The following is a 19,518-nucleotide window of genomic DNA, read 5'->3' as shown; positions in this document are numbered from 1 at the left end:
CGACAGGTTTCGTTCGCCGATCGGACCCCCGCCGGGGCCGGTCTGCGACGGGGGCACAATGGAATACATGACCACCCCTGGAGACTTCGACGCATTGTTGGTGCTCTCGTTCGGCGGGCCGGAACAGCCCGCCGACGTGCGCCCGTTCCTGGAGAACGTCACTCGCGGACGTGGAGTGCCACCCGAGCGGCTCGACGCCGTCGTCGAGCACTACATGCACTTCGGTGGCGTCTCGCCGATCAACCGGCTCAACAGAGACATCATCGATGCGCTCCGCAGCGAATTCGATTCCGCCGGAGTCGATCTGCCGATCTATTTCGGAAACCGCAACTGGCATCCGATGATCGAGGACACCGTCGCGACCATGAAGTCGGACGGAATCAGGAACGCACTCGTGTTTCCGACCTCCGCGTGGGGCGGATACTCCGGATGCAGGCAGTACCACGAGGACATCGCGCGGGCCCGCGCCGCCGTCGGTGACGATGCTCCGCATCTGCTCAAGATCCGGCAGTACTACGACCACCCGCTCATGGTCGACGCGTTCAGCGACGCCGTCGCCTCGGCACGAGCCTCACTGCCCGAGCAGCACCGCGCCGGAGCACGTCTGGTGTTCACCGCACACTCCATCCCCTCGGCGGCCGACGCCAACGCAGGTCCGCCAGAGGAGGGCGGTCACCTCTACAGCCGTCAAGTGGCCGAGGCATCGAGGCTCGTCGCAGCCGCGTCGGGTGTCGACGACTTCGACCTGGTGTGGCAGTCCCGGTCCGGACCCCCGCAGGTGCCGTGGCTCGACCCCGACATCTGTGATCACCTCGAAGCGCTGTCGAAGAAATCCGTCGAGGCCGTGATCGTGTGTCCGATCGGATTCGTGTCCGACCATCTCGAGGTCGTGTGGGATCTCGACACCGAAGCGGAGGAGAAGGCCCGCGAACTCGGAATGGCCTTCGCTCGCGCGGGCACGCCCGGATCCGACGCGCGTTTCCCGCAGATGATTCGCGAGCTCGTGGACGAATACCGAGTCGGTGGCCGGTGCCGCGGACTCGGCAGTGTGCCCGGCTTCGGTTCGACACTGGACGGCAGTCGTTGCGCAGTCGGCTGCTGTGAGCAGCCCACCCGCCCCTCCAGGCCCGCCGCCGCCACGTCGTGAAAGTCTCTGCCTGACACCCGCTTCCCGATGGGGTGTCAGGCGGAATGCATCGCCGCTTCGATGCTCGTCGCGACAGCGATGGTGCGCGCGGTGCGCACTGCAGCCCACAGCGGTCGAACGAGTTCTTCACGTGCTGCGGCTGCCGACGCGGTGGGTGCCTCCGACGGAGCCGATCCCGCCGCGACCGTCAGAATGGCGGCGACCCGATCCGCCGATTCGAGAACGCGGAACGCCCTGTCGGACATTTCTGCGGGGTAGCGATGCCGTGCCGCGTCGGCGATCAATGCGGCAATACGGGTACGCGGATCGGCGTCGAGGGTTCGGGTGGGTAGCGACTGCATCTGCGCGAGAGCGTCCGCCGCGCCGCGCACGGCCTCACGCATCTCGTACTCGGCCTCACCCAACCCTTGATCCCGATGACCGTGCTCGGGGACGACGATCGAATACACGGTCCAGCGCAACACATCCGGTCCCTCCACGACGGGTACCAACCCGATCCCGGCATTGCCCGAGGTCCCGATCACCACCGCCTGACCGGTGTCGAGGGCAGCTCGGGAGAAGTCCGTGTTCGCGGGGAGGCCGTTCACCGCACCGGGAGCAGGCAGAACCAGCTTGACCCGATCGTCCCCTGCCGCGGGCGTCGACGCCGTTGAAGCCGCTCTGATCGCGTGTAGCAAGCCCGCGATTCCATCGGCGTAGCCGGGATACTCCAGCCCGAAATTCTCGGCCGCGTCCGCATCGCCCGCGCCCACGAGATGCATCGGCGCCCACTCGGACATGGCGTCGATGACGTCGTCGGGCGAGCTGGCACCGGCCAGCCAGGAACCGGCCCACAGGGCGAGACTTGTACTAGAGGAACACACGACTCACGAGCATAGGTCGGCGTGGCGAACCGTGCTCGGGACGCCGGTGTCGCTAGCGTTGGTCGCCGTGAACGACATGTACGGCGGAGACATTCTCAGAGGGCACAGTCGCATGCGCAAGGTTCCGGCACCGGAGGTGTCGGCGGAGCGCGGATTGGTCGTCGAAGATGCCGGCACCGGGTACTGCGGTGCCGTGGTCGGCTTCGAGCGCACCTACGATGGAGATTTCGTCCGGCTCGAGGACGGTGCCCGCACGACGCGGCTGTTCGCCTTGCGCGAGGCAGCATTCCTGATCGACGGACGTCGGGTCACCTTGGTTCGGCCCAAGCCTGCGGCGGCCGCGGCGGCACCGACGCGCTCCGCATCCGGTTCGACCAAAGTCGAGGGCCTGCGCGCGCGGACGGCCCGCGCGAGCCGCATCTGGGTCGAGGGCGTGCACGACGCGGCCCTGGTGGAAAGTGTGTGGGGACACGATCTTCGGGTGGAGGGCGTGGTCGTCGAGCATCTCGAGGGCCTGGACAATCTGGGGGAGCGGTTGGCGGATTTCGGTCCTGGCCCCGGCCGTCGCGTCGGAGTGCTGGTCGACCATTTGGTGACCGGGTCCAAGGAGTCGAAGTTGACGAGGTCGCTGGGCGAGCACGTCCTGGTCACCGGCCATCCGTTCATCGACGTCTGGGAGGCGGTCAAGCCCGCTGCTGTCGGCATCGAGGCCTGGCCGAAGATCCCGCGGGGTGAGGATTGGAAGACCGGAATCTGTCGAGAGCTGGGGTGGGGTAGTCCGCGGGAGGGGTGGCGTCGGGTGTATTCGTCGGTCTCGAGCTTCCGTGATCTCGAAGCACCGCTGATCGGAGCCGTCGAACAATTGGTCGACTTCGTCACCGAGTAGGGCTGTGTCCAGCAACGCACCGGCAATTGTCCGATTCGTGCTTGGATGGAGGCTGTGGCAGCGATCATTTGGCTCATAGCGGCAGTGGTACTCGCCGGTGCCGAGGCACTGACGGGCGACTTCTTTCTTCTGATGATCGCCGGCGGCGCGCTCGGCACCGCCGGCGTCTCGGCTCTGACCGATTTTCCTGTGTGGGCCGATGCGATCGTCTTCGGTGTCCTGTCGTTGGCACTGGTTCTCGGTGTTCGCCCGATTCTGTTGCGGCGCTTCGCAAATCCGCCCGATACCCCGATGGGGATGGCCGCTCTCACCGGCAAGAGTGCGGTCGTTCTGGAACAGGTCACTGCCCACGAAGGCCAGATCAAGCTCGGTGGTGAGGTGTGGACCGCTCGTCCACTCGACGAGACCGAAGTGTATACCCCGGGTACCACCGTGACCGTGATGGAAATAGACGGCGCAACCGCCGTCGTATGGAAGGGACCGTAGCCAGTGGAAGCACTCATCGCACTGGCTGTCATCGTCGTGTTCGTCGCGGTGTTGATGGCCAAGTCCATCTCGATCGTCCCGCAAGCCGAGGCCGCCGTGATAGAGCGGCTCGGCCGCTACACGCGCACCGTGTCCGGTCAGCTCACGATCCTCGTGCCGTTCGTCGACCGCATCCGGGCCAAGGTCGACCTGCGCGAGCGGGTCGTGTCGTTTCCGCCGCAGCCGGTGATCACCAAGGACAACCTGACGGTGTCCATCGACACCGTCGTCTACTTTCAGGTGACCAACCCGCAGTCGGCGGTGTACGAGATCAACAATTACATCGTCGGTGTCGAGCAGTTGACCACCACCACTCTGCGCAACGTCGTCGGCGGAATGACGCTGGAGGAGACCCTCACCTCGCGTGATTCGATCAACGGCCAACTGCGCGTCGTGCTGGACGAGGCGACCGGCCGCTGGGGCCTGCGCGTAGCCCGAGTCGAGCTCAAGAGCATCGACCCGCCGCCCTCGATCCAGGAATCGATGGAGAAGCAGATGAAGGCCGATCGCGAGAAACGAGCGACCATCCTCACTGCCGAGGGTCATCGAGAGTCGGCGATCAAGACGGCCGAGGGAGACAAGCAGAGCCGGATTCTCGCGGCCGAGGGCGGCAAGCAGGCAGCCATCCTCACCGCCGAAGGCGAGCGGCAGTCTCGCATCCTGCGTGCGCAGGGCGACCGCGCCGCGAAGTACCTCGAAGCTCAGGGCCAGGCCAAGGCCATCGAGAAGGTGTTCGGCGCCATCAAGGCCGGCAAGCCGACGCCCGAGTTGCTGGCATACCAGTACATGCAGACGCTGCCGCAGATGGCGCAGGGCGACGCGAACAAGGTGTGGATGATTCCGAGCGATTTCGGTGACGCTCTCAAGGGGTTCGCCAAGACACTCGGTGCGCCCGGCGAAGACGGTGTGTTCCGGTACGAGCCCAACGAGTCGGCCGGCAACGAGCCCAAGCCCGAGGACGACTCGGACGAGGTTGCCGAATGGTTCGAGACCAAGACGGATCCGGCGGTCGCCGAGGCGGTCAAGGCTGCAGAAGCGGTGGCGCGCAAGCCGGTCGACACGTCGCTGGCGTCCGCACCCGAGCTGTCGAAGGGGTTCGACGTCGGTGCCCTGTCTGCGTCGCCGGAGGCGGAGCCGGAACAGCGCTGAGGTCTGCCCTGATCAGCTGATCAGGGCCGTTCCGACCCCGGCGGCGGCCAGGGCCCACAGGACGCTGGCGAAGGTGCCGATGATGAACTGTTCGGAGGCATGGGATTCGCGCAGTTCGGGATAGCGCGCCAGTCCCTTGACCGCCAGCACGATGGCGATGCCTTCCGGCCAGCCGGCGAGAATCGACACGGCGACGGCCACGCGTTCGAGGATGCCGATGGTCAGTCCACCACGAAGCGGCTCGACCGGATCGTCTCCGGTCGAGTCGCTTCGTCGTCGTGCGACGCGAAACACGGTGGGTACCGACGCTGTTCCACCCAGGGCCGCGGCGACGACGCTCAGGACGACTCCGACGGCATGGCCGAGACCGTAGGCCGGTCCGGCCACCGTGGCCAGGACTGCCGCTGCCGCAAGCAGACTCGACGCGGCGACGGTGGGCAACCATTGGCGAATTCCGGTGCCGACGGGCGCGGTAGCAGCAACTGCGGTCAGTGCCAGTAGCACCAGGGTGGCGACGATCATGGCCGGTGGTTTCCCGTCGTGTTCGCGGTGTCGAGCAATCGAGTCGCCAGGGTGCGGCCTGCGTTCTCGACGTGCCAGCCGGCTACCGAGAGTCGTTGCGACATGGCCTGTTTGCTGATCTTCAATCGTTCGGCCGCGTCGGTCTGCGACAACCCGGCAGCCATGAGTTCGACCGCTTCTCTGCCCTGGTCCGAGCGTCTGATGACGAGCAGCGCAACCAGGGTCGATGCTGTCTCCGCGTCCTCGGCGGCAGCGGCGTCGGGGCCACTGACGGCGAGTGCGGCCGGGGCGTTCTTGGCTCTGGTCACGGCGTCTCGGGCTGCCTCGAACGCCGGTCCGCGTCCGGCGCGCGTCGTCTCGGGTAACGGGAGTTCGACGGAGCCGATGCCTATGCCGACGCTCCAGTGCGGGGTGGAGACCAGTTCGAGGGCGATCGAGACGACGGTGGCTGCGTCCTCGCAGACGGCTTGCACTTCGTCTCCTGCGGTGCGCTCGAAGGGCCGCATCAGTTCGTGGTCGCGATAGCGACCGAGCAGTTCGGGCACGCGATCGATATCGCGTCTACTGCGGCGTTGGTCCACGGTCAGCACGAACATTGGACAAGGCTAGATCGTTGATGTAGGCCAGTCAAGCTTCAAGGCTTGATTCGTCGGAATCAAGGTTACCGACCTGTCGATCGCCCACGGGCGCAGGCTCGGAACGCGAACCGCGCGAGAGACGCCAATCCACGACCAGCCCACTCAGACCGATCGCAATACAGACCGCAGACAACACCAGCAGCGCCGGATGTGTCTCGCCTCCGATCGCTCCGCCGATCACGACGATTCCGAGAGTGCCCGGCAGCATCCCGACGGCCGTCGCCAGCGCGAACGGGACGGGCCGAACCGCCGACACACCACACGCGTAGTTCACCAACGAGAACGGCACCGGCGCAATCAGGCGCAGAGAGCCGACGGCCAGCCAGCCTCGTCGGCGCAGACTCTCGTCCACCGAATCCAGAGCCGAGTGGGACATTCGCGCTGCCACGGCTTCGCGACCGATCGCACGGACCAACAGCAGCGCCAGAATGGCACTGACCGTCGACGCGCCGATGGTGACCGCCAGACCGGTCAGGGGCCCGAACAGCACTCCTGCACTGAGCGTGAACAGTGTTCTCGGGACAGGCGCGACGGTCACGATCGCGTGCACGACGAAGAACACGAGCGGGAATGTCGGGCCGACGGAGGTGCCCCAATCACGAATCTGTTCGACACTCGGATGGGGTGCGAACACCGCTACGAGAGCGAAGACGGCAATCACCGCCAGCAGCGCGATCAGTCGAACGTCACGCAGGTGCCGGGTCACGAGAGGCCAGCGTACCGGCGCGAGACGACACCTCGCCGTTTCCCGAGTTCGAGAGCCGAGCTGCACGACCGAACGTGAGGTGATCCTCACGATAACCTGCAATGCGGTGGGGTTAGCATCACTTCAAGTCGGGCGCAGGACTACCCGCCGAACCGAGGGAGCAGCACACGTGTCCATCGCGTCGCACGAAGATGCCGCACGCAGCGCTCATGCGGCCTGGCAGAAGGCAGTGGCCGGTGTCCTGGCCAAATCTCGTCGGGTCGAGGTGGCCGATCTGCCGGACGATGCCGAACATCTACTCGATTCCACTACGTACGACGGGATCACCGTGTCCCCGCTGTACACCGCATTCGACGAGCGACCGGAAGGTCCACTGCCCGGGCAGTTTCCCTACCTGCGGGGCCGCGACCCGCACCGCGACGTCAACGCGGGCTGGAAGGTGTGCACCCGCCACGGCTCGGTCCGCGGCGAGGGCGCCGACGACGCGTCGACACTCAACACCCAGATAATCGATTCGCTCTCCAACGGCACCAGCGCACTGTGGTTGACGGTCGGCGACGGTGGCGTCGATCCGAATGCTCTGCCGGAGGTTCTGCGTGGAGTGTTTCTCGAGCTCGCACCGCTGACGCTCGATGCGCGCGGAGATGTTCGCGCAGCGGCAGCCGCGGTGTTCGGGGTGCTCGACTCGGCCGATATCGACGAGCGCGCCGCAGTCGACATCCGGCTCGGCGTGTCCACTCTCACAGCAGGGCTGGGCGGAACCGAGTCGATCGAGATGGCCGAGGCGCTCGAGTTGGTTCGTGAGTCGATCGGTCGCACCGAGACGGTTCGTGCGATCACGGTCGACGGCACCGTGTTCCACAATCTCGGTGGCGGCGACGCACAGGAGCTCGGTGCGGCGATCGCCGCAGGCCTCGAGTACCTCCGGTCCATGACCGATGCCGGTATCGGCATCGCCGACGCCCTGCGACAGATCGAGTTCCGGTTCTCCGCCACCGACGACCAGTTCCAGACCATCGCCAAGTTCCGGGCCGCTCGCACGCTGTGGGCGCGCATCGCGCAGGTCTGCGGAGCCCCCGACGCCGGTGACGCTCCTCAGCATGCCGTGACCTCGGAAGCGATGATGTCGCAGCGGGATCCGTGGGTGAACATGCTGCGGACCACGCTGGCGTCGTTCGGAGCGGGAGTGGGCGGTGCCGATGCGGTGACCGTGCTCCCGTTCGATGCGGCACTCGACGGCGGCGCGGCCGGGGTGTCGAAGACGTTCGCGGCCCGCATCGCCCGAAACACCCAGCTGCTGCTGCTCGAAGAAGCGCATCTCGGACGGGTCCTGGATCCGGGTGCCGGGTCCTGGTACATCGAAGAACTGACGGCAGCGGTCGCCGCGAAGGCCTGGGAGTTCTTCCAGAATGTAGAAGCGTCGGGTGGCTTCCGCGCCGCCGTCGACGACGGTTCGCTCGTGGCCGCGATCGAGAAGACCCGCGCCGAACGCGATTCCGACATCGCTCACCGAGTGACCCCGCTGACGGGCGTCAACGAATTTCCCAACCTGGCCGAGGCTCCGCTGAGTCCGGAACGAACCGCGCCGCAGGGTTCGACCACGGTGTATCGGTACGGCCGGGCATTCGAGTCGCTGCGAGACCGGTCGGATGCCTATCTGGCCGAGCACGATGCGCGACCCGCAGTGCTCCTGGTGCCGCTGGGCAGCGTCGCCGAGCACAACGTCCGAACGACGTTCGCGTCGAATCTGTTGGCGTCGGGCGGAATCGAGGCCGTCAATCCCGGTCCGTTGACCATCGACGCTGTTGGCGGGGCAGTGGAGTCGTCCGGAGCTCACACAGCGGTGGTGTGCGGCACCGACAAGCGATACGCCGACGAGGCCGCCACTGCTGTGGACGCGCTCCGGGCCGCAGGCGTCACGCAAGTTCTGCTCGCCGGCCCCGAGAAGATCTTCACCGGCATCGAGGGCACCTCGCGTCCCGATGGATTCCTCACCGCGAAGGTCGACGCCGTCGCAGTGCTGACCGAACTTCTCGACACCCTGGGAGCTTGAGATGAGCAACGACGAGCGCAGAATCTCGCACACCATCGGAAGTTTCGCCGAGGTGCCACTGGTCGATCCCGACGAGCCGACGCCGACGCCGCCGTCGACCGAGGACGTCACCGCCCATGTGCAGCAGGGTGCGAAGGCCAACTTCTACACGCCCGAGCAGGTGGTGTGGTCCACCCCCGAGGGCATCGACGTCAAGCCGGTGTTCACCGAGGCCGATCGCGCCGCCGCCGAGGCCGAGGGCTACCCGCTGCACAGCTACCCGGGTGCCCCGCCGTTTCTCCGCGGGCCGTATCCCACGATGTACGTCAATCAGCCGTGGACCATTCGTCAGTACGCCGGCTTCTCCACGGCAGCCGAGTCCAACGCGTTCTACCGCCGGAACCTCGCGGCGGGCCAGAAGGGTCTGTCGGTTGCGTTCGACCTGGCCACCCACCGCGGCTACGACTCCGATCACCCCCGAGTACAAGGTGACGTCGGAATGGCCGGAGTCGCCATCGATTCCATCTACGACATGCGGCAACTGTTCGACGGCATCGACCTGGGCAGCGTCTCGGTCTCGATGACCATGAACGGTGCAGTGCTGCCGATCCTGGCGCTGTACGTCGCGGCCGCCGAGGAGCAGGGCGTCGGGCCGGAGCAGCTCGCCGGCACCATCCAGAACGACATTCTCAAAGAGTTCATGGTGCGCAACACCTACATCTATCCGCCGAAGCCGTCGATGCGCATCATCTCGGACATCTTCGCGTACACCAGCGAGAAGATGCCCAAGTACAACTCGATCTCCATCTCCGGCTACCACATCCAAGAAGCCGGTGCCACAGCCGATCTCGAACTCGCCTACACCCTCGCCGATGGCGTCGAGTACATCCGGGCCGGTCTCGATGCCGGCATGGACATCGATACGTTCGCACCGCGGCTGTCGTTCTTCTGGGCCATCGGAATGAACTTCTTCATGGAGGTCGCCAAGCTGCGTGCCGGGCGTCTGCTGTGGGCCGAGCTCGTCCAGCAGTTCGAGCCCAAGAGCGCCAAATCCCGTTCGCTGCGCACTCATTCGCAGACGTCGGGTTGGTCGTTGACGGCACAGGACGTGTTCAACAACGTCGCTCGCACCTGTGTGGAGGCGATGGCGGCCACCCAGGGGCACACCCAGTCGCTGCACACCAACGCCCTCGACGAGGCACTCGCCCTGCCGACGGACTTCTCGGCGCGGATCGCACGCAACACCCAGCTGCTCATCGCTCAGGAGTCCAACACCGTTCGCCCGATCGATCCGTGGGGCGGCTCGCACTACGTCGAATGGCTCACCCATCAGCTGGCGAATCGGGCCCGGGCACACATCGCCGAGGTCGAGGAAGCAGGCGGCATGGCCCAGGCCATCGGCGAGGGCATCCCCAAACTGCGCATTGAGGAGGCGGCAGCCCGCACCCAGGCGCGCATCGACTCCGGCCGTCAGCCCCTGGTGGGCGTCAACAAGTACGTGCCCGACGAGCCCGACACCATCGAGGTGCTCAAGGTCGAGAACTCCAAGGTTCGGCGTGAGCAGATCGAGAAGCTCGAGCGACTGCGGGCCGAGCGGGACACCGCCGAGGTCGAGGCCGCCCTGGCGAACTTGACCAGAGCTGCGGCGTCGGATCAGCCCGGGATGGAGAACAACCTCCTGGCCCTCGCCATCGACGCGGCACGCAAGATGGCCACTGTCGGTGAGATCTCCGACGCGCTCGAGAAGGTCTACGGGCGCCATCAGGCCGAAATCCGGACAATCAGTGGTGTGTACCGCGACGAGGCAGGCAAATCCGAGAACATCACCCGCGCCACCGCGCTGGTCGAGCAGTTCGCCGAGGACGAGGGCCGTCGGCCTCGCGTCCTGGTGTGCAAGATGGGTCAGGACGGGCACGACCGTGGTCAGAAGGTCATCGCCACGGCGTTCGCGGACATCGGCTTCGACGTGGACGTCGGCCCGCTGTTCCAGACCCCCGAGGAGGTGGCCCGCCAGGCCGCCGACAACGACGTTCACGTCGTCGGAGTGTCGTCGCTAGCGGCAGGCCATCTGACGCTGGTGCCCGCCCTGCGACAGGCCTTGGCCGACGTCGGCCGCGAGGACATCATGATCGTCGTCGGTGGCGTCATCCCGCCCGGCGATTTCGACGAGCTCTACGCGGCGGGAGCCGCGGCGATCTTCCCTCCGGGCACCGTCATCGCCGACGCCGCGATCGGCCTGGTGGAGAAGCTGTCCGTCGCGCTCGGGCACGCACCACGCGAGGCCAACTCCTGAGTATGGGTTCTCCGAACGACAACACGAGTTCCTCGACCGGAGCAGCGTCGCCGAGAGGCCGGATCATCGACGTCGATGCGGTGGCCGACTCGGTCCGAGCGAACGAGCGATCCGGGCTTGCTCGTGCCATCACCCTGGTCGAGTCCACCCGCTCGGATCATCGTGATCTGGCTCAGCAGCTACTGCTGCGGGTGCTGCCCGATGCAGGCGGTTCCCATCGAGTCGGCATCACCGGCGTGCCGGGCGTCGGCAAGTCGACATTCATCGACGCGCTGGGGATGCGGTTGATCGAGAAGGGGCACCGGGTCGCGGTGCTCGCCGTCGATCCGTCGTCGACGCGGACCGGTGGTTCCATCCTGGGTGACAAGACCCGGATGTCGCGGCTCGCGGTGCAGGAACACGCGTACATTCGGCCGTCTCCGACGTCGGGAACCCTCGGCGGAGTGGCGCGTGCGACGCGAGAGACGATCGTGCTCCTCGAAGCGGCAGGCTTCGACGTCATTCTGGTGGAGACGGTGGGCGTCGGGCAGTCCGAGGTGACGGTGGCGAACATGGTCGACTGCTTCACGTTCCTGACGCTCGCGCGCACCGGAGACCAGTTGCAGGGCATCAAGAAGGGCGTTCTCGAGCTCGCCGATCTGGTGGCCGTCAACAAGGCCGACGGCAAGCACGCGACCGATGCGAAGAACGCCGCGCGGGAGTTGGCGGGCGCGCTGCGGCTGATCTACCCGCACGATGCGATCTGGAAGCCCCCGGTGTTGACGATGAGCGCCATCGAGGGCACCGGACTCGACGAGTACTGGGACACCGTGCTTCGGCACCAGCAAGTGCTCAGCGACGCAGGCGAATTCGCAGAGAAGCGTCGTAAGCAGCAGGTCGATTGGACGTGGACGATGGTCAACGATCAACTGTTGCGCCGGCTGGCGCAGAATCCATCCGTCAAGGCGATTCGCGGCGACGTCGAAGCCCGTGTGCGCGACGGTTCTCTGACGGCCGCGTTGGCCGCCCAGGAGCTACTCGACGCCTTCGATTCCTGACTCTGCCTCGGCGGCCGGGATCGCGGGGTAGAGCCGGGCCGCGAGTGCTCCGACCCGTTCGATCAGTCGGTCGAAGAATGCTTCGGGATCGGTGTGCGTGGCGACCGCCGCATTGGGGGCCTTGCCCCACATGCCGCGCCAGTCCGCGACGGTCGTTCCCCGCGTGAGGGTTCCGACGAGTTCGACGTCGACGGTCGCATGTCGATACTTGGCGATGTCCGTTTGCAGTGCCACAGCCGCCGCGAAGGGATCGTGCATGTGCGCCAGGAAACCCTGATCGTGATCACGATGGAATTCCATGTAGAACCGCACCGCGTCGGAGAAGTGCCGCACGATCGGGTTCGACGCGATCGATCGAACACCCGGTGCGTCGTCGGTGGAGATCGACTCCACCGGAAGGCTTTCCGCTCGCGCGGCCAGTCGACGGATGTGTTCGGGGGTCATTTCGATGGTCTCGGTGACGTCGAGCGCGCAGACGATGGGATGTCGTTCCGGCGGTAGTCCGGAGAAGGCCGCGAACACTTCTGCGGCGGCCTCGGGGTCGACGGCAATGTTCCATTCGCTGGTCGGTGTCGTGTTGCCTTGGTGCTGAAATGCGCCACCCATCAACACCAGTCGCTTCAGCAGTCGAGGTAGCTCAGGATCCCGACGGATCGCGAGAGCGAGATTGGTCAGCGGACCGGTGACCAGCCCGGTGATCTCGCCCGGCCGCGAACGAACCAGCTCCACCCACATCGTGGTGGCGTCCCGGTGGGACAGCGGCCGCGTCGACACCGGAAGCTCCGCGTACCCGATGCCCTGCGGCCCGTGGGTGTCCTCGGTGGTCATCAGCGGTGCTACGAGGGGTACCTGCGCGCCGAGCGAGACCTCGACATCGCCCGCGCGGCACAGGTCCAGCCAGGCGAGATTGTTCGCGGCAACCTGGTTCACCGGCACATTGCCCGCGGTGGATGCGATGCCGAGGATCTCGGCATCCTCGCTGGCCAGCAGGTACAGCAGGGCGAGAGAATCGTCGATTCCGGTGTCCACGTCGACGATCAAGGGGACGGTCACGACGCCACCTCCGTCGTCGGGGTGTGCCGCACCGGGAAGTTGACCGATCGCGCGATGAAGCACTTCGACGACGCGGACGCGTGCAGTTTCTCGGCGCGCGGCACCATCGATGGGTCCGCCACCGTCACGAGCGGTGTCAGTGTGACCTCGACGAACTGACCCGAACCATCGGATTGCTCGGTCATCACTCCGGTGGGGGAGTCGGTGTAATCGGTCACGACAACACCCGATGCAGCGGCGAGCCCGAGGTACCACAGCATGTGGCAACTGGACAGCGAGGCGACGAGCAACTCCTCGGGATTCCAGCGTTCGGGATTGCCGCGAAAGCTCGGATCGGAGCTCGCGTCGAGGTCGGGCTTCCCGGGCGCCGAGACGATGTGATCGCGGTCGTAGGCTGCGGCACCGGTGGTACCGACGCCGCGGTTGCCCGTCCAGTTCACCGTGAGTCCGTAGTTGTGAGTCGGCACGGGACCATCGTGCCAGTTCCCGGCCGTTCGGTGACAATAGGCCGTGGAAGCAACTGTCCACAATGACCGTAATGCCTCGATTGTCAACACGGTGTGGCACATTCGTCGTTGCGTCTGTCCACCTGGGCGTTCGTGGAGCTGTGAGCGTCGATCTGCACCGTTGCCGTTTGAAAACAAATCGTTTGTCTGGCTAACGTTGAACGAATGACATCAGCGCCCAGTCTCGAACCGGACCGAGAGCAGTCCGCGTGGGGACGCCGCCACGTCCAGCATCTTCGACGCGACGCGTTCTCGAAACGAATGCGCACGAAGCCGGCGCTCTCGGAGGAGAGCATCACCGTCGTCGATCAGCCGATGCTCAAGCGCGCCGTATCGGCAGCTGCGCTCGGTAACACGATGGAGTGGTTCGACTTCGGTGTCTACGGCTACTTGGCCGCGACGTTGGGCAAGGTGTTCTATCCCGATGCCACGCCTGCGGTGCAGCTCATCTCGACGTTCGCCACGTTCGCGGCAGCGTTCGTCGTTCGTCCGCTCGGCGGTCTGTTCTTCGGCCCTCTCGGTGACCGGATCGGTCGGCAGAAGGTACTGGCCGCCACCATGATCATGATGGCGATCGGCACTCTGGCCGTCGGCCTCATCCCCAGTTACGCGACCATCGGCATCTGGGCACCGATTCTTCTACTCGTCGCGCGACTGGTACAGGGGTTCTCCACCGGTGGAGAGTACGGCGGGGCCACGACGTTCATCGCCGAGTACTCACCGGACAAGCGTCGCGGGTTCCTCGGGAGTTGGCTCGATTTCGGAACGTTCGTCGGGTACGCGATGGGCTCCGGCTTGGTGACGATTCTCAACGCGGTGTTGGGCGATGCCACCATGGTCGAATGGGGTTGGCGCATACCGTTCTTCATCGCCGGTCCGATGGGTCTCATCGGGTTATATCTTCGGTTGAAGCTCGAGGACACTCCGGCGTTCCGCAAGCAACTCGACGAACACGACAGCAAGGTCAAGGCGCACGAGAGCGGTCGCAGCTCGATCGGGAAGATCGTCACCGACCATTGGCGGGCGTTGTTGATCTGTATGGGAATCGTCCTGTTGTACAACGTGACCAACTACATGGTGACGTCGTATCTACCCACGTACTTCACCGAAGTAGTCGGCCGCAGTCAGCTCAGTGCAGATCTTCTCGTGCTCTCGGCGATGGTGGTCGTAGTGACGATCATCGTTGCCGTCGGACGACTGACGGATCGCATAGGTCGCAAACCGGTGTTCGTATTCGGTGCTATCGGCCAGATCGTACTGGCTGTGCCGTGCTTCCTGTTGATGCAACACAGCGGGTGGATGGGGCCACTGATCGCGTGCCTGCTGCTCGGCCTCGTCCTGGCCTGCTTCGCGGCACCGAGCGCATCGACGCTGCCTGCGCTGTTTCCCACTCGGATTCGCTACGCCGCACTCTCGATCGGCTTCAACCTGTCGGTGTCCATCTTCGGCGGTACCACGCCGTTGGTGACCTCGGCCTTGGTCAGCTCGACCGGGAGCCCGATGATCCCCGCGTACTACCTCATCGTCAGCGGGGTGGTCGGCCTCGTTGCCGTCGGATTCCTGCGCGAGTCGGCAACCCAACCGTTGGAAGGTTCACCGCCACAGGTCGACTCGACCGAGGAAGCCAAGGAGCTCTACGCCGAGGTGTCCTCGGCCTCCCCGCGGTCGTAGCGGCCCGCCGTCGATCAGTTCCGCTTGGCCCAGATCTCCATTCCGGCAGCATTGAGACGATCCACGAGAACGTCGCCGATCGCAGTGGCGGGAGTGAGAACTCCGCTGGCCTTCGGCAGGGCGTCGCCGCCGTATACGAGCGCGAGTGCCGACTCGGCCAGCATGATTGCGGTGGCCTTGTAGCCGGGGTCTCCCGAGGCCTTGACCCGGGCCCGGTAGCGAGCCCCCGACGTGGTGAGGGTGTACAGGTCGACCGTGAAATGTCCCTTCTCACGGGCTTTTTCACTGGGGCCGGTGCCCGGCTTGGGTAGAATGCGGTCGAGCACCTTGGCCGGAAGCACAGTCATGGCGGACACACCGACGAACAGCCCCGCAGACAGTGCACCGGCGAGGACGGGGCTCGCGAACGACGAGCCGACACTCATCACCTCGCTGTAGCGGAACTGCTTTCCGTAGGCCCAGTCGCGAAGTGCGTTGGTGCGCCGGACGACTCGCGTGTTGTACGAGGCCATCACGAAGGGGGCTTTCCAGCCGCGCAGGCTGGGGTCGATCTTCTTGCCGTCGATCAGCACGGTGTCGAGCTGGCGACCGAGTTGCGGCTCGAGGCCGCGATCGGGACTGAGCGAGTACGGCCGCGCGGCGATGCGTCGGGCCCGCTTGTCCTTCTTCATCGCCTCGATCTGCCCACGCAGCGAGTCGATGGTGCCGCCGCTGACCCCACCGGACATCGACGTGACCACCAGGGTCGTGTCGGTCAGCTCACCGGCGTCGTCCGCGGTCACGGCCTCGTACAGGGCGTGTACCCCGATGTCGGACGGGATGGAATCGAAACCGCACGAGTGGACGATGCGGGCCCCGGTGCGCTGAGCGATCTCGTGGTTGGTATCGATGCTCTCGCGGGCGAACAGGACCTCGCCCGTGAGGTCGACGTAGTCCGTCCCGGCCTCGGCGCACGCCGTTGCCAGTTCCAAGCCGTACTTGGCGTAGGGACCGACCGTGGTGATGACGACTCGGGTCGATCGGGCCATGGCCTCGAGTGATGCGACGTCGGTGGCGTCGGCCTCGAGAACGGACCACTGCTGAGCCCTGGCGCCCAGTTCCTTCCTGGCGGCCTCCACCCGCGCCGTCGAGCGCCCTGCGAGGGCGATTCGGGTGTCGGCCGGTGCGTGCTCGGCAAGGTACTTCGCCGTCAATTTCCCGACGAAGCCGGTGACGCCGTAGACGACGATGTCGTGAGTGCGATCGGGGCCGATGGTCGAGTCGGATGCAGGCGAGTTCATACCAGCGACACTAACGCGGGTCACCCCGGCGAGTCGACGCGCCGTCAGTTCGTCCAGGTGTGCACGGGTTCGCCGGCATTCATGAGGGTGACGTAATCACCCAGCATTCCTGCGAGCGCGCGATCGCGCTTCTCACCGGCGCGTTCACGGGCGACGACGGCGTTTCGCTGCCACACCGAGCCGGACTGCTTGGCCAGGCACCGAGCTTCGATCACCCCGAGATACCGGTCGCGGACGGACGCGTCCACGCCGTAGGCGGCCAACCCGGCGTCGGCCAGTGGCAGCAGTCGACGCAACACCAGTTCCTGCGGACTCACCCAGCCCACCTCGGGCCAGTAGAGCATCGAATCGAACCCGCTGCGGGCGGCGGAGTGCACGTTCTCCTCGGCGGCGTCGAACGACATCTGGGACCACAGCGGGCGGTCGGCATCGGCCAGCGCGCGGACGGTGCCGTAGTAGAACGCTGCGTCGGCGAGAGTGTCGACCACCGACGGTCCGGCCGGGAGTACACGATTCTCGAGTCGGATGTGGTGGCCGTCGCCGGATCGGTCGTAAATCGGCCGGTTCCACCGGTAGACCGTTCCGTTGTGCATGCGCAGCTCGGACAGCGACGGTGTCTTGCCCTCGGCCAGCGCAGCCTTGGGGTCCTCTTCGCTGCAGACGGGCAGCAACGCAGGGAAGTAGCGCGAATTCTCCTCGAACAGATCGAAGATCGAGGTTATCCACCGTTCGCCGAACCATACCCGCGGTCGGACACCCTGATTCTTGAGCTCCTGCGGCCTGGTGTCGGTGGCCTGCTCGAACAGCGGAATGCGAGTCTCGTGCCACAGCGCGCGACCGGCGAAGAACGGCGAGTTGGCGGCGAGTGCCACCTGTACGCCCGAAAGAGCTTGCGCTGCATTCCAATACGACGCGAACTCGTCCGGAGCCACCTGCAGGTGCAGCTGAACCGAGGTGCAGGCCGCCTCGGGGAGGATCGTGTCGGTCACGATGTCGAGGTCCTCGGCGGCAGCGGCACCGGGGAGCCGAACTCCGCCGATCTTCAGTTCGATGTCCTCACCGCGCGCGGCGAAGATCTGTTGATTGAGGAGGTCGTAGCGCGGATTCGCCGACAGCCACCGGTGCTCGAAGTGCTCCTCGTCCAAAGTCGGGAGCATGCCGATCATGGCGAGACGACTACCCGAGGTGCGGGCGCGTTCGTCCGCTGCATTCAGCGATCTGCGCAGGTCCGCCTCCAACTCGGCGATCGAGGTGCCGCGCAGTGGCCGAGGGTCGACGTTGATCTCGATGTTGAACTGGCCGAGCTCGGTTTGATAGTCGGGGTCGGCGATGGCGTCGAGCACCGCTGCGTTGGCCATCGACGGCTCCATGTCGTCGTCGACGAGATTGAGCTCGATCTCCATACCGATCTGCGGTTCACCGACGTGGAAGGTCTCGTCGGCCAACATGATCGCCAGGGCATCGAGACAGTCCTGAACCTTCTGGCGAAACTCGTGCCGATCCTGCCTGGTGAACTTACGGCGCTCGACGTCCTCGCCCATGGTGACCGCCTATCGGTGCGTCAGAAAGGCCGTTCGCTCACGCGAACAGCTTCGGATTTTCCGAGTATCGCAGTCCGCGTTCGCCGAGGGGGACGCACGCGAAAATCACCACGGTGACGGCTGATAATCCTTGAGGAAGGAGCCGTGCAGATCGATTCCGAGTTCTCCCTGCACGATCGGGTCGTACACCCGAGCGGCGCCGTCCACCAGGTCGAGCGGAGCGTGGAATCCCTCGTCGGCCAGCCGCATCTTGGTGGGGTGCGGGCGCTCGTCGGTGATCCAACCGGTGTCGACGGCGGTCATCAGAATTCCGCTCTCGAGCATCTCCTTCGCGCTGGTGCGCGTCAGCATGTTCAACGCGGCCTTGGCCATGTTGGTGTGCGGATGGCCCGGCCCCTTGTATGCGCGGCCGAACTGGCCCTCCATGGCCGAGACGTTCACGACGTACTTGCGACGCGCGTCCGATGCCTCCATCGCGGTGCGCAATCGCGAGACCAGGATGAAGGGTGCGACGGAATTGCAGAGCTGCACCTCGAGCAGTTCGACGGGGTCGACCTGCTCGACGGTGTGGATCCAGCTGTTGGTCTCGGCGAGATCGGGCACCAGGCCGCCGGCATCGATGGCGAGCCCGCTCTCGATCCGCTCGGCCGTGACCGAGCCGGCGACCATGGCCAGCGAGGCCACGTCGTCGGCAGTCAGGGCAGCGGCCGACCTGCCGCCGATCGCGGTGGCGGGCAACGAACTCGCCAGCGACGCGGGGTGCGCATCGCTGGTCTTGCCGAACGTGATGCGCTCCGGTCCTGCGCCCTCGGTCAGCGCCGCAGGCAGAGGTTCGGCTTCGGCGTCGGCCAGCGCGCTGTAGGAACCGGGGGAGCGCTTGACGGTCTGCGCGGCGTTGTTGATCAGTATGTCCAGAGGCCCCTCGGCCGCGACGGAATCGGCAAGTGCCACAACCTGAGCCGGATCGCGAAGATCGATACCGACGACGCGCAGACGGTGCAACCACTGGTCGCTGTCGTCCATCGCTGCGAACCGACGTACGGCATCGTTGGGAAAGCGAGTGGTGATCGTGGTGTGGGCACCGTCGCGGAGCAGTCGAAGTGCGATGTACATGCCGATCTTCGCCCGACCACCGGTCAGCAACGCCCGCCGGCCGGACAGGTCGGTTCGAGCGTTCCGCTTGCCGCGATTGAGCGTCGCGCACTCCGGGCACAGCTGGTGATAGAACGAGTCGACGTGGGTGTAGCGCTGCTTGCAGATGTAGCAGGGGCGGGCCTTGATCAGCGTGCCTGCGATGTCTCCCTCGGCGCGGGAGGTGAGGGACAGTCCTGCTGTCTCGTCGTCGATCCGGTCCGGGGATCCCGTTGCGGTGGCGGCGACGACGGCACGGTCGGCCGCGTTGACGGCATTGCGCGCGGCGACGCGTCGAGCACGCTTGAGGTCTTTGAACATGGCACCGGACGCGCGCTGCACAGCGATCGAATCCGGATGATTCTTGTCCAGCTCTGCGGCCTGCTTCAGTACACGCAGGCACGTCGCGAGATCGGTCGGGTCGATCGCGTCCATCGTCAGTCTCCTAGCATCGGCCCCTTCGAGCCGAAAGAAGCGAGTGCAGAACGAAAAAGACCCCGATTCCGAAGAATCAGGGTCCGTTTCGTCTGTCTCAACT

At 65.7% G+C, this 19,518-nt stretch carries 17 protein-coding genes; 8 read left to right on the top strand and 9 right to left on the bottom strand.

The genetic code is table 11. The features are described 5' to 3' along the window. The first annotated feature begins 67 nt into the window (after positions 1-67). Positions 68-1,147, top strand: a complete 1,080-nt coding sequence (locus R4P57_RS16265) for a ferrochelatase (protein ID WP_317803842.1) — start codon at positions 68-70, stop codon at positions 1,145-1,147. A gap of 35 nt (positions 1,148-1,182) precedes the next feature. Here R4P57_RS16265 and R4P57_RS16260 read toward each other — a convergent pair whose 3' ends face one another. Continuing rightward, on the bottom strand, positions 1,183-2,010 hold the full coding sequence (locus R4P57_RS16260; protein WP_317803841.1) for a hypothetical protein: 828 nt from the start codon (positions 2,008-2,010) through the stop codon (positions 1,183-1,185). Between the two features lie 76 nt (positions 2,011-2,086). Here R4P57_RS16260 and R4P57_RS16255 point away from each other — a divergent pair, with 76 nt between their 5' ends. Genes R4P57_RS16255 through R4P57_RS16245 form a run of 3 tightly spaced genes read left to right on the top strand, consistent with a single transcriptional unit; the run spans position 2,087 to position 4,570 of the window. Further along, positions 2,087-2,896, top strand: coding sequence for a DUF3097 domain-containing protein (locus R4P57_RS16255; RefSeq protein WP_317803955.1), 810 nt, complete (start codon positions 2,087-2,089; stop codon positions 2,894-2,896). Positions 2,897-2,950: 54 nt separating this feature from the next. Next, positions 2,951-3,382, top strand: a complete 432-nt coding sequence (locus R4P57_RS16250) for an NfeD family protein (protein ID WP_317803840.1) — start codon at positions 2,951-2,953, stop codon at positions 3,380-3,382. A 3-nt stretch (positions 3,383-3,385) separates the two neighbouring features. Further along, positions 3,386-4,570: an SPFH domain-containing protein gene (locus R4P57_RS16245; protein WP_317803839.1), complete on the top strand. Its 1,185-nt coding sequence runs from the start codon at positions 3,386-3,388 to the stop codon at positions 4,568-4,570. A gap of 12 nt (positions 4,571-4,582) precedes the next feature. On the opposite strand, the gene R4P57_RS16240 is transcribed toward R4P57_RS16245, so the two are convergent. The 3 genes from R4P57_RS16240 to R4P57_RS16230 are packed head-to-tail and all read right to left on the bottom strand — an operon-like array spanning position 4,583 to position 6,436. Beyond that, positions 4,583-5,092 (bottom strand): hypothetical protein, encoded by a 510-nt coding sequence (locus tag R4P57_RS16240; RefSeq protein ID WP_317803838.1) that lies wholly within the window; start codon positions 5,090-5,092, stop codon positions 4,583-4,585. Beyond that, complete coding sequence (locus R4P57_RS16235) at positions 5,089-5,688, bottom strand: hypothetical protein (RefSeq protein WP_317803837.1); 600 nt, start codon at positions 5,686-5,688, stop codon at positions 5,089-5,091. The genes R4P57_RS16240 and R4P57_RS16235 overlap by 4 nt, the downstream gene beginning before the upstream one ends. Before the next feature lie 31 nt (positions 5,689-5,719). Then, a complete protein-coding gene (locus R4P57_RS16230) occupies positions 5,720-6,436 on the bottom strand; it encodes a TVP38/TMEM64 family protein (protein ID WP_317803836.1) in 717 nt (238 codons plus the stop codon). 169 nt (positions 6,437-6,605) lie between these two features. On the opposite strand from R4P57_RS16230, the gene mutA reads away from it, so the two are divergent. From mutA to meaB, 3 genes are read left to right on the top strand one after another with little or no spacing between them, the layout of a single operon-like run. Further along, a complete protein-coding gene (gene mutA / locus R4P57_RS16225; RefSeq protein ID WP_317803835.1) occupies positions 6,606-8,489 on the top strand; it encodes a methylmalonyl-CoA mutase small subunit in 1,884 nt (627 codons plus the stop codon). A 1-nt stretch (position 8,490) separates the two neighbouring features. Beyond that, complete coding sequence (gene scpA, locus R4P57_RS16220) at positions 8,491-10,761, top strand: methylmalonyl-CoA mutase (protein WP_317803834.1); 2,271 nt, start codon at positions 8,491-8,493, stop codon at positions 10,759-10,761. A gap of 2 nt (positions 10,762-10,763) precedes the next feature. Next, positions 10,764-11,798 (top strand): methylmalonyl Co-A mutase-associated GTPase MeaB, encoded by a 1,035-nt coding sequence (gene meaB / locus R4P57_RS16215; protein WP_317803833.1) that lies wholly within the window; start codon positions 10,764-10,766, stop codon positions 11,796-11,798. Here the strand turns inward: meaB and R4P57_RS16210 are convergent. Further along, on the bottom strand, positions 11,775-12,851 hold the full coding sequence (locus tag R4P57_RS16210; protein WP_317803832.1) for a nucleoside hydrolase: 1,077 nt from the start codon (positions 12,849-12,851) through the stop codon (positions 11,775-11,777). The two genes, meaB and R4P57_RS16210, sit on opposite strands and share 24 nt — an antisense overlap. Continuing rightward, a complete protein-coding gene (locus R4P57_RS16205; RefSeq protein ID WP_317803831.1) occupies positions 12,848-13,318 on the bottom strand; it encodes an OsmC family protein in 471 nt (156 codons plus the stop codon). Before R4P57_RS16205 ends, R4P57_RS16210 begins: the two co-directional genes overlap by 4 nt. Before the next feature lie 204 nt (positions 13,319-13,522). On the opposite strand from R4P57_RS16205, the gene proP reads away from it, so the two are divergent. Beyond that, positions 13,523-15,028 carry a glycine betaine/L-proline transporter ProP gene (gene proP, locus R4P57_RS16200; protein ID WP_317803830.1) on the top strand — a complete coding sequence of 502 codons (1,506 nt, stop codon included), beginning with the start codon at positions 13,523-13,525 and terminating at the stop codon, positions 15,026-15,028. A 14-nt stretch (positions 15,029-15,042) separates the two neighbouring features. Here proP and R4P57_RS16195 read toward each other — a convergent pair whose 3' ends face one another. The 3 genes from R4P57_RS16195 to R4P57_RS16185 all read right to left on the bottom strand — a co-directional run bounded on the left by R4P57_RS16195 (position 15,043) and on the right by R4P57_RS16185 (position 19,415). Further along, positions 15,043-16,308, bottom strand: a complete 1,266-nt coding sequence (locus R4P57_RS16195) for a saccharopine dehydrogenase family protein (protein ID WP_317803829.1) — start codon at positions 16,306-16,308, stop codon at positions 15,043-15,045. Positions 16,309-16,352: 44 nt separating this feature from the next. After that, complete coding sequence (locus R4P57_RS16190; RefSeq protein WP_317803828.1) at positions 16,353-17,849, bottom strand: glutamate-cysteine ligase family protein; 1,497 nt, start codon at positions 17,847-17,849, stop codon at positions 16,353-16,355. Between the two features lie 105 nt (positions 17,850-17,954). Continuing rightward, positions 17,955-19,415 carry an SDR family NAD(P)-dependent oxidoreductase gene (locus tag R4P57_RS16185; protein WP_317803827.1) on the bottom strand — a complete coding sequence of 487 codons (1,461 nt, stop codon included), beginning with the start codon at positions 19,413-19,415 and terminating at the stop codon, positions 17,955-17,957. Positions 19,416-19,518 lie beyond the last annotated feature (103 nt).

It is taken from the genome of Rhodococcus sp. IEGM 1330, assembly GCF_033142445.1.
Lineage (GTDB): Bacteria > Actinomycetota > Actinomycetes > Mycobacteriales > Mycobacteriaceae > Rhodococcoides.
This window is presented reverse-complemented; position numbering and strand designations above follow the sequence as displayed.

Bases quoted from the DNA above. Each gene is read 5' to 3' on its own strand.
- R4P57_RS16255 (WP_317803955.1), top strand. From the start codon at position 2,087: ATGTACGGCGGAGACATTCTCAGAGGGCACAGTCGCATGCGCAAGGTT.
- R4P57_RS16240 (WP_317803838.1), bottom strand. From the start codon at position 5,092: ATGATCGTCGCCACCCTGGTGCTACTGGCACTGACCGCAGTTGCTGCT.
- scpA (WP_317803834.1), top strand. From the start codon at position 8,491: ATGAGCAACGACGAGCGCAGAATCTCGCACACCATCGGAAGTTTCGCC.
- proP (WP_317803830.1), top strand. From the start codon at position 13,523: ATGACATCAGCGCCCAGTCTCGAACCGGACCGAGAGCAGTCCGCGTGG.
- R4P57_RS16265 (WP_317803842.1), top strand. From the start codon at position 68: ATGACCACCCCTGGAGACTTCGACGCATTGTTGGTGCTCTCGTTCGGC.
- R4P57_RS16190 (WP_317803828.1), bottom strand. From the start codon at position 17,849: ATGGGCGAGGACGTCGAGCGCCGTAAGTTCACCAGGCAGGATCGGCAC.
- meaB (WP_317803833.1), top strand. From the start codon at position 10,764: ATGGGTTCTCCGAACGACAACACGAGTTCCTCGACCGGAGCAGCGTCG.
- R4P57_RS16235 (WP_317803837.1), bottom strand. From the start codon at position 5,688: ATGTTCGTGCTGACCGTGGACCAACGCCGCAGTAGACGCGATATCGAT.
- R4P57_RS16195 (WP_317803829.1), bottom strand. From the start codon at position 16,308: ATGAACTCGCCTGCATCCGACTCGACCATCGGCCCCGATCGCACTCAC.
- R4P57_RS16185 (WP_317803827.1), bottom strand. From the start codon at position 19,415: ATGGACGCGATCGACCCGACCGATCTCGCGACGTGCCTGCGTGTACTG.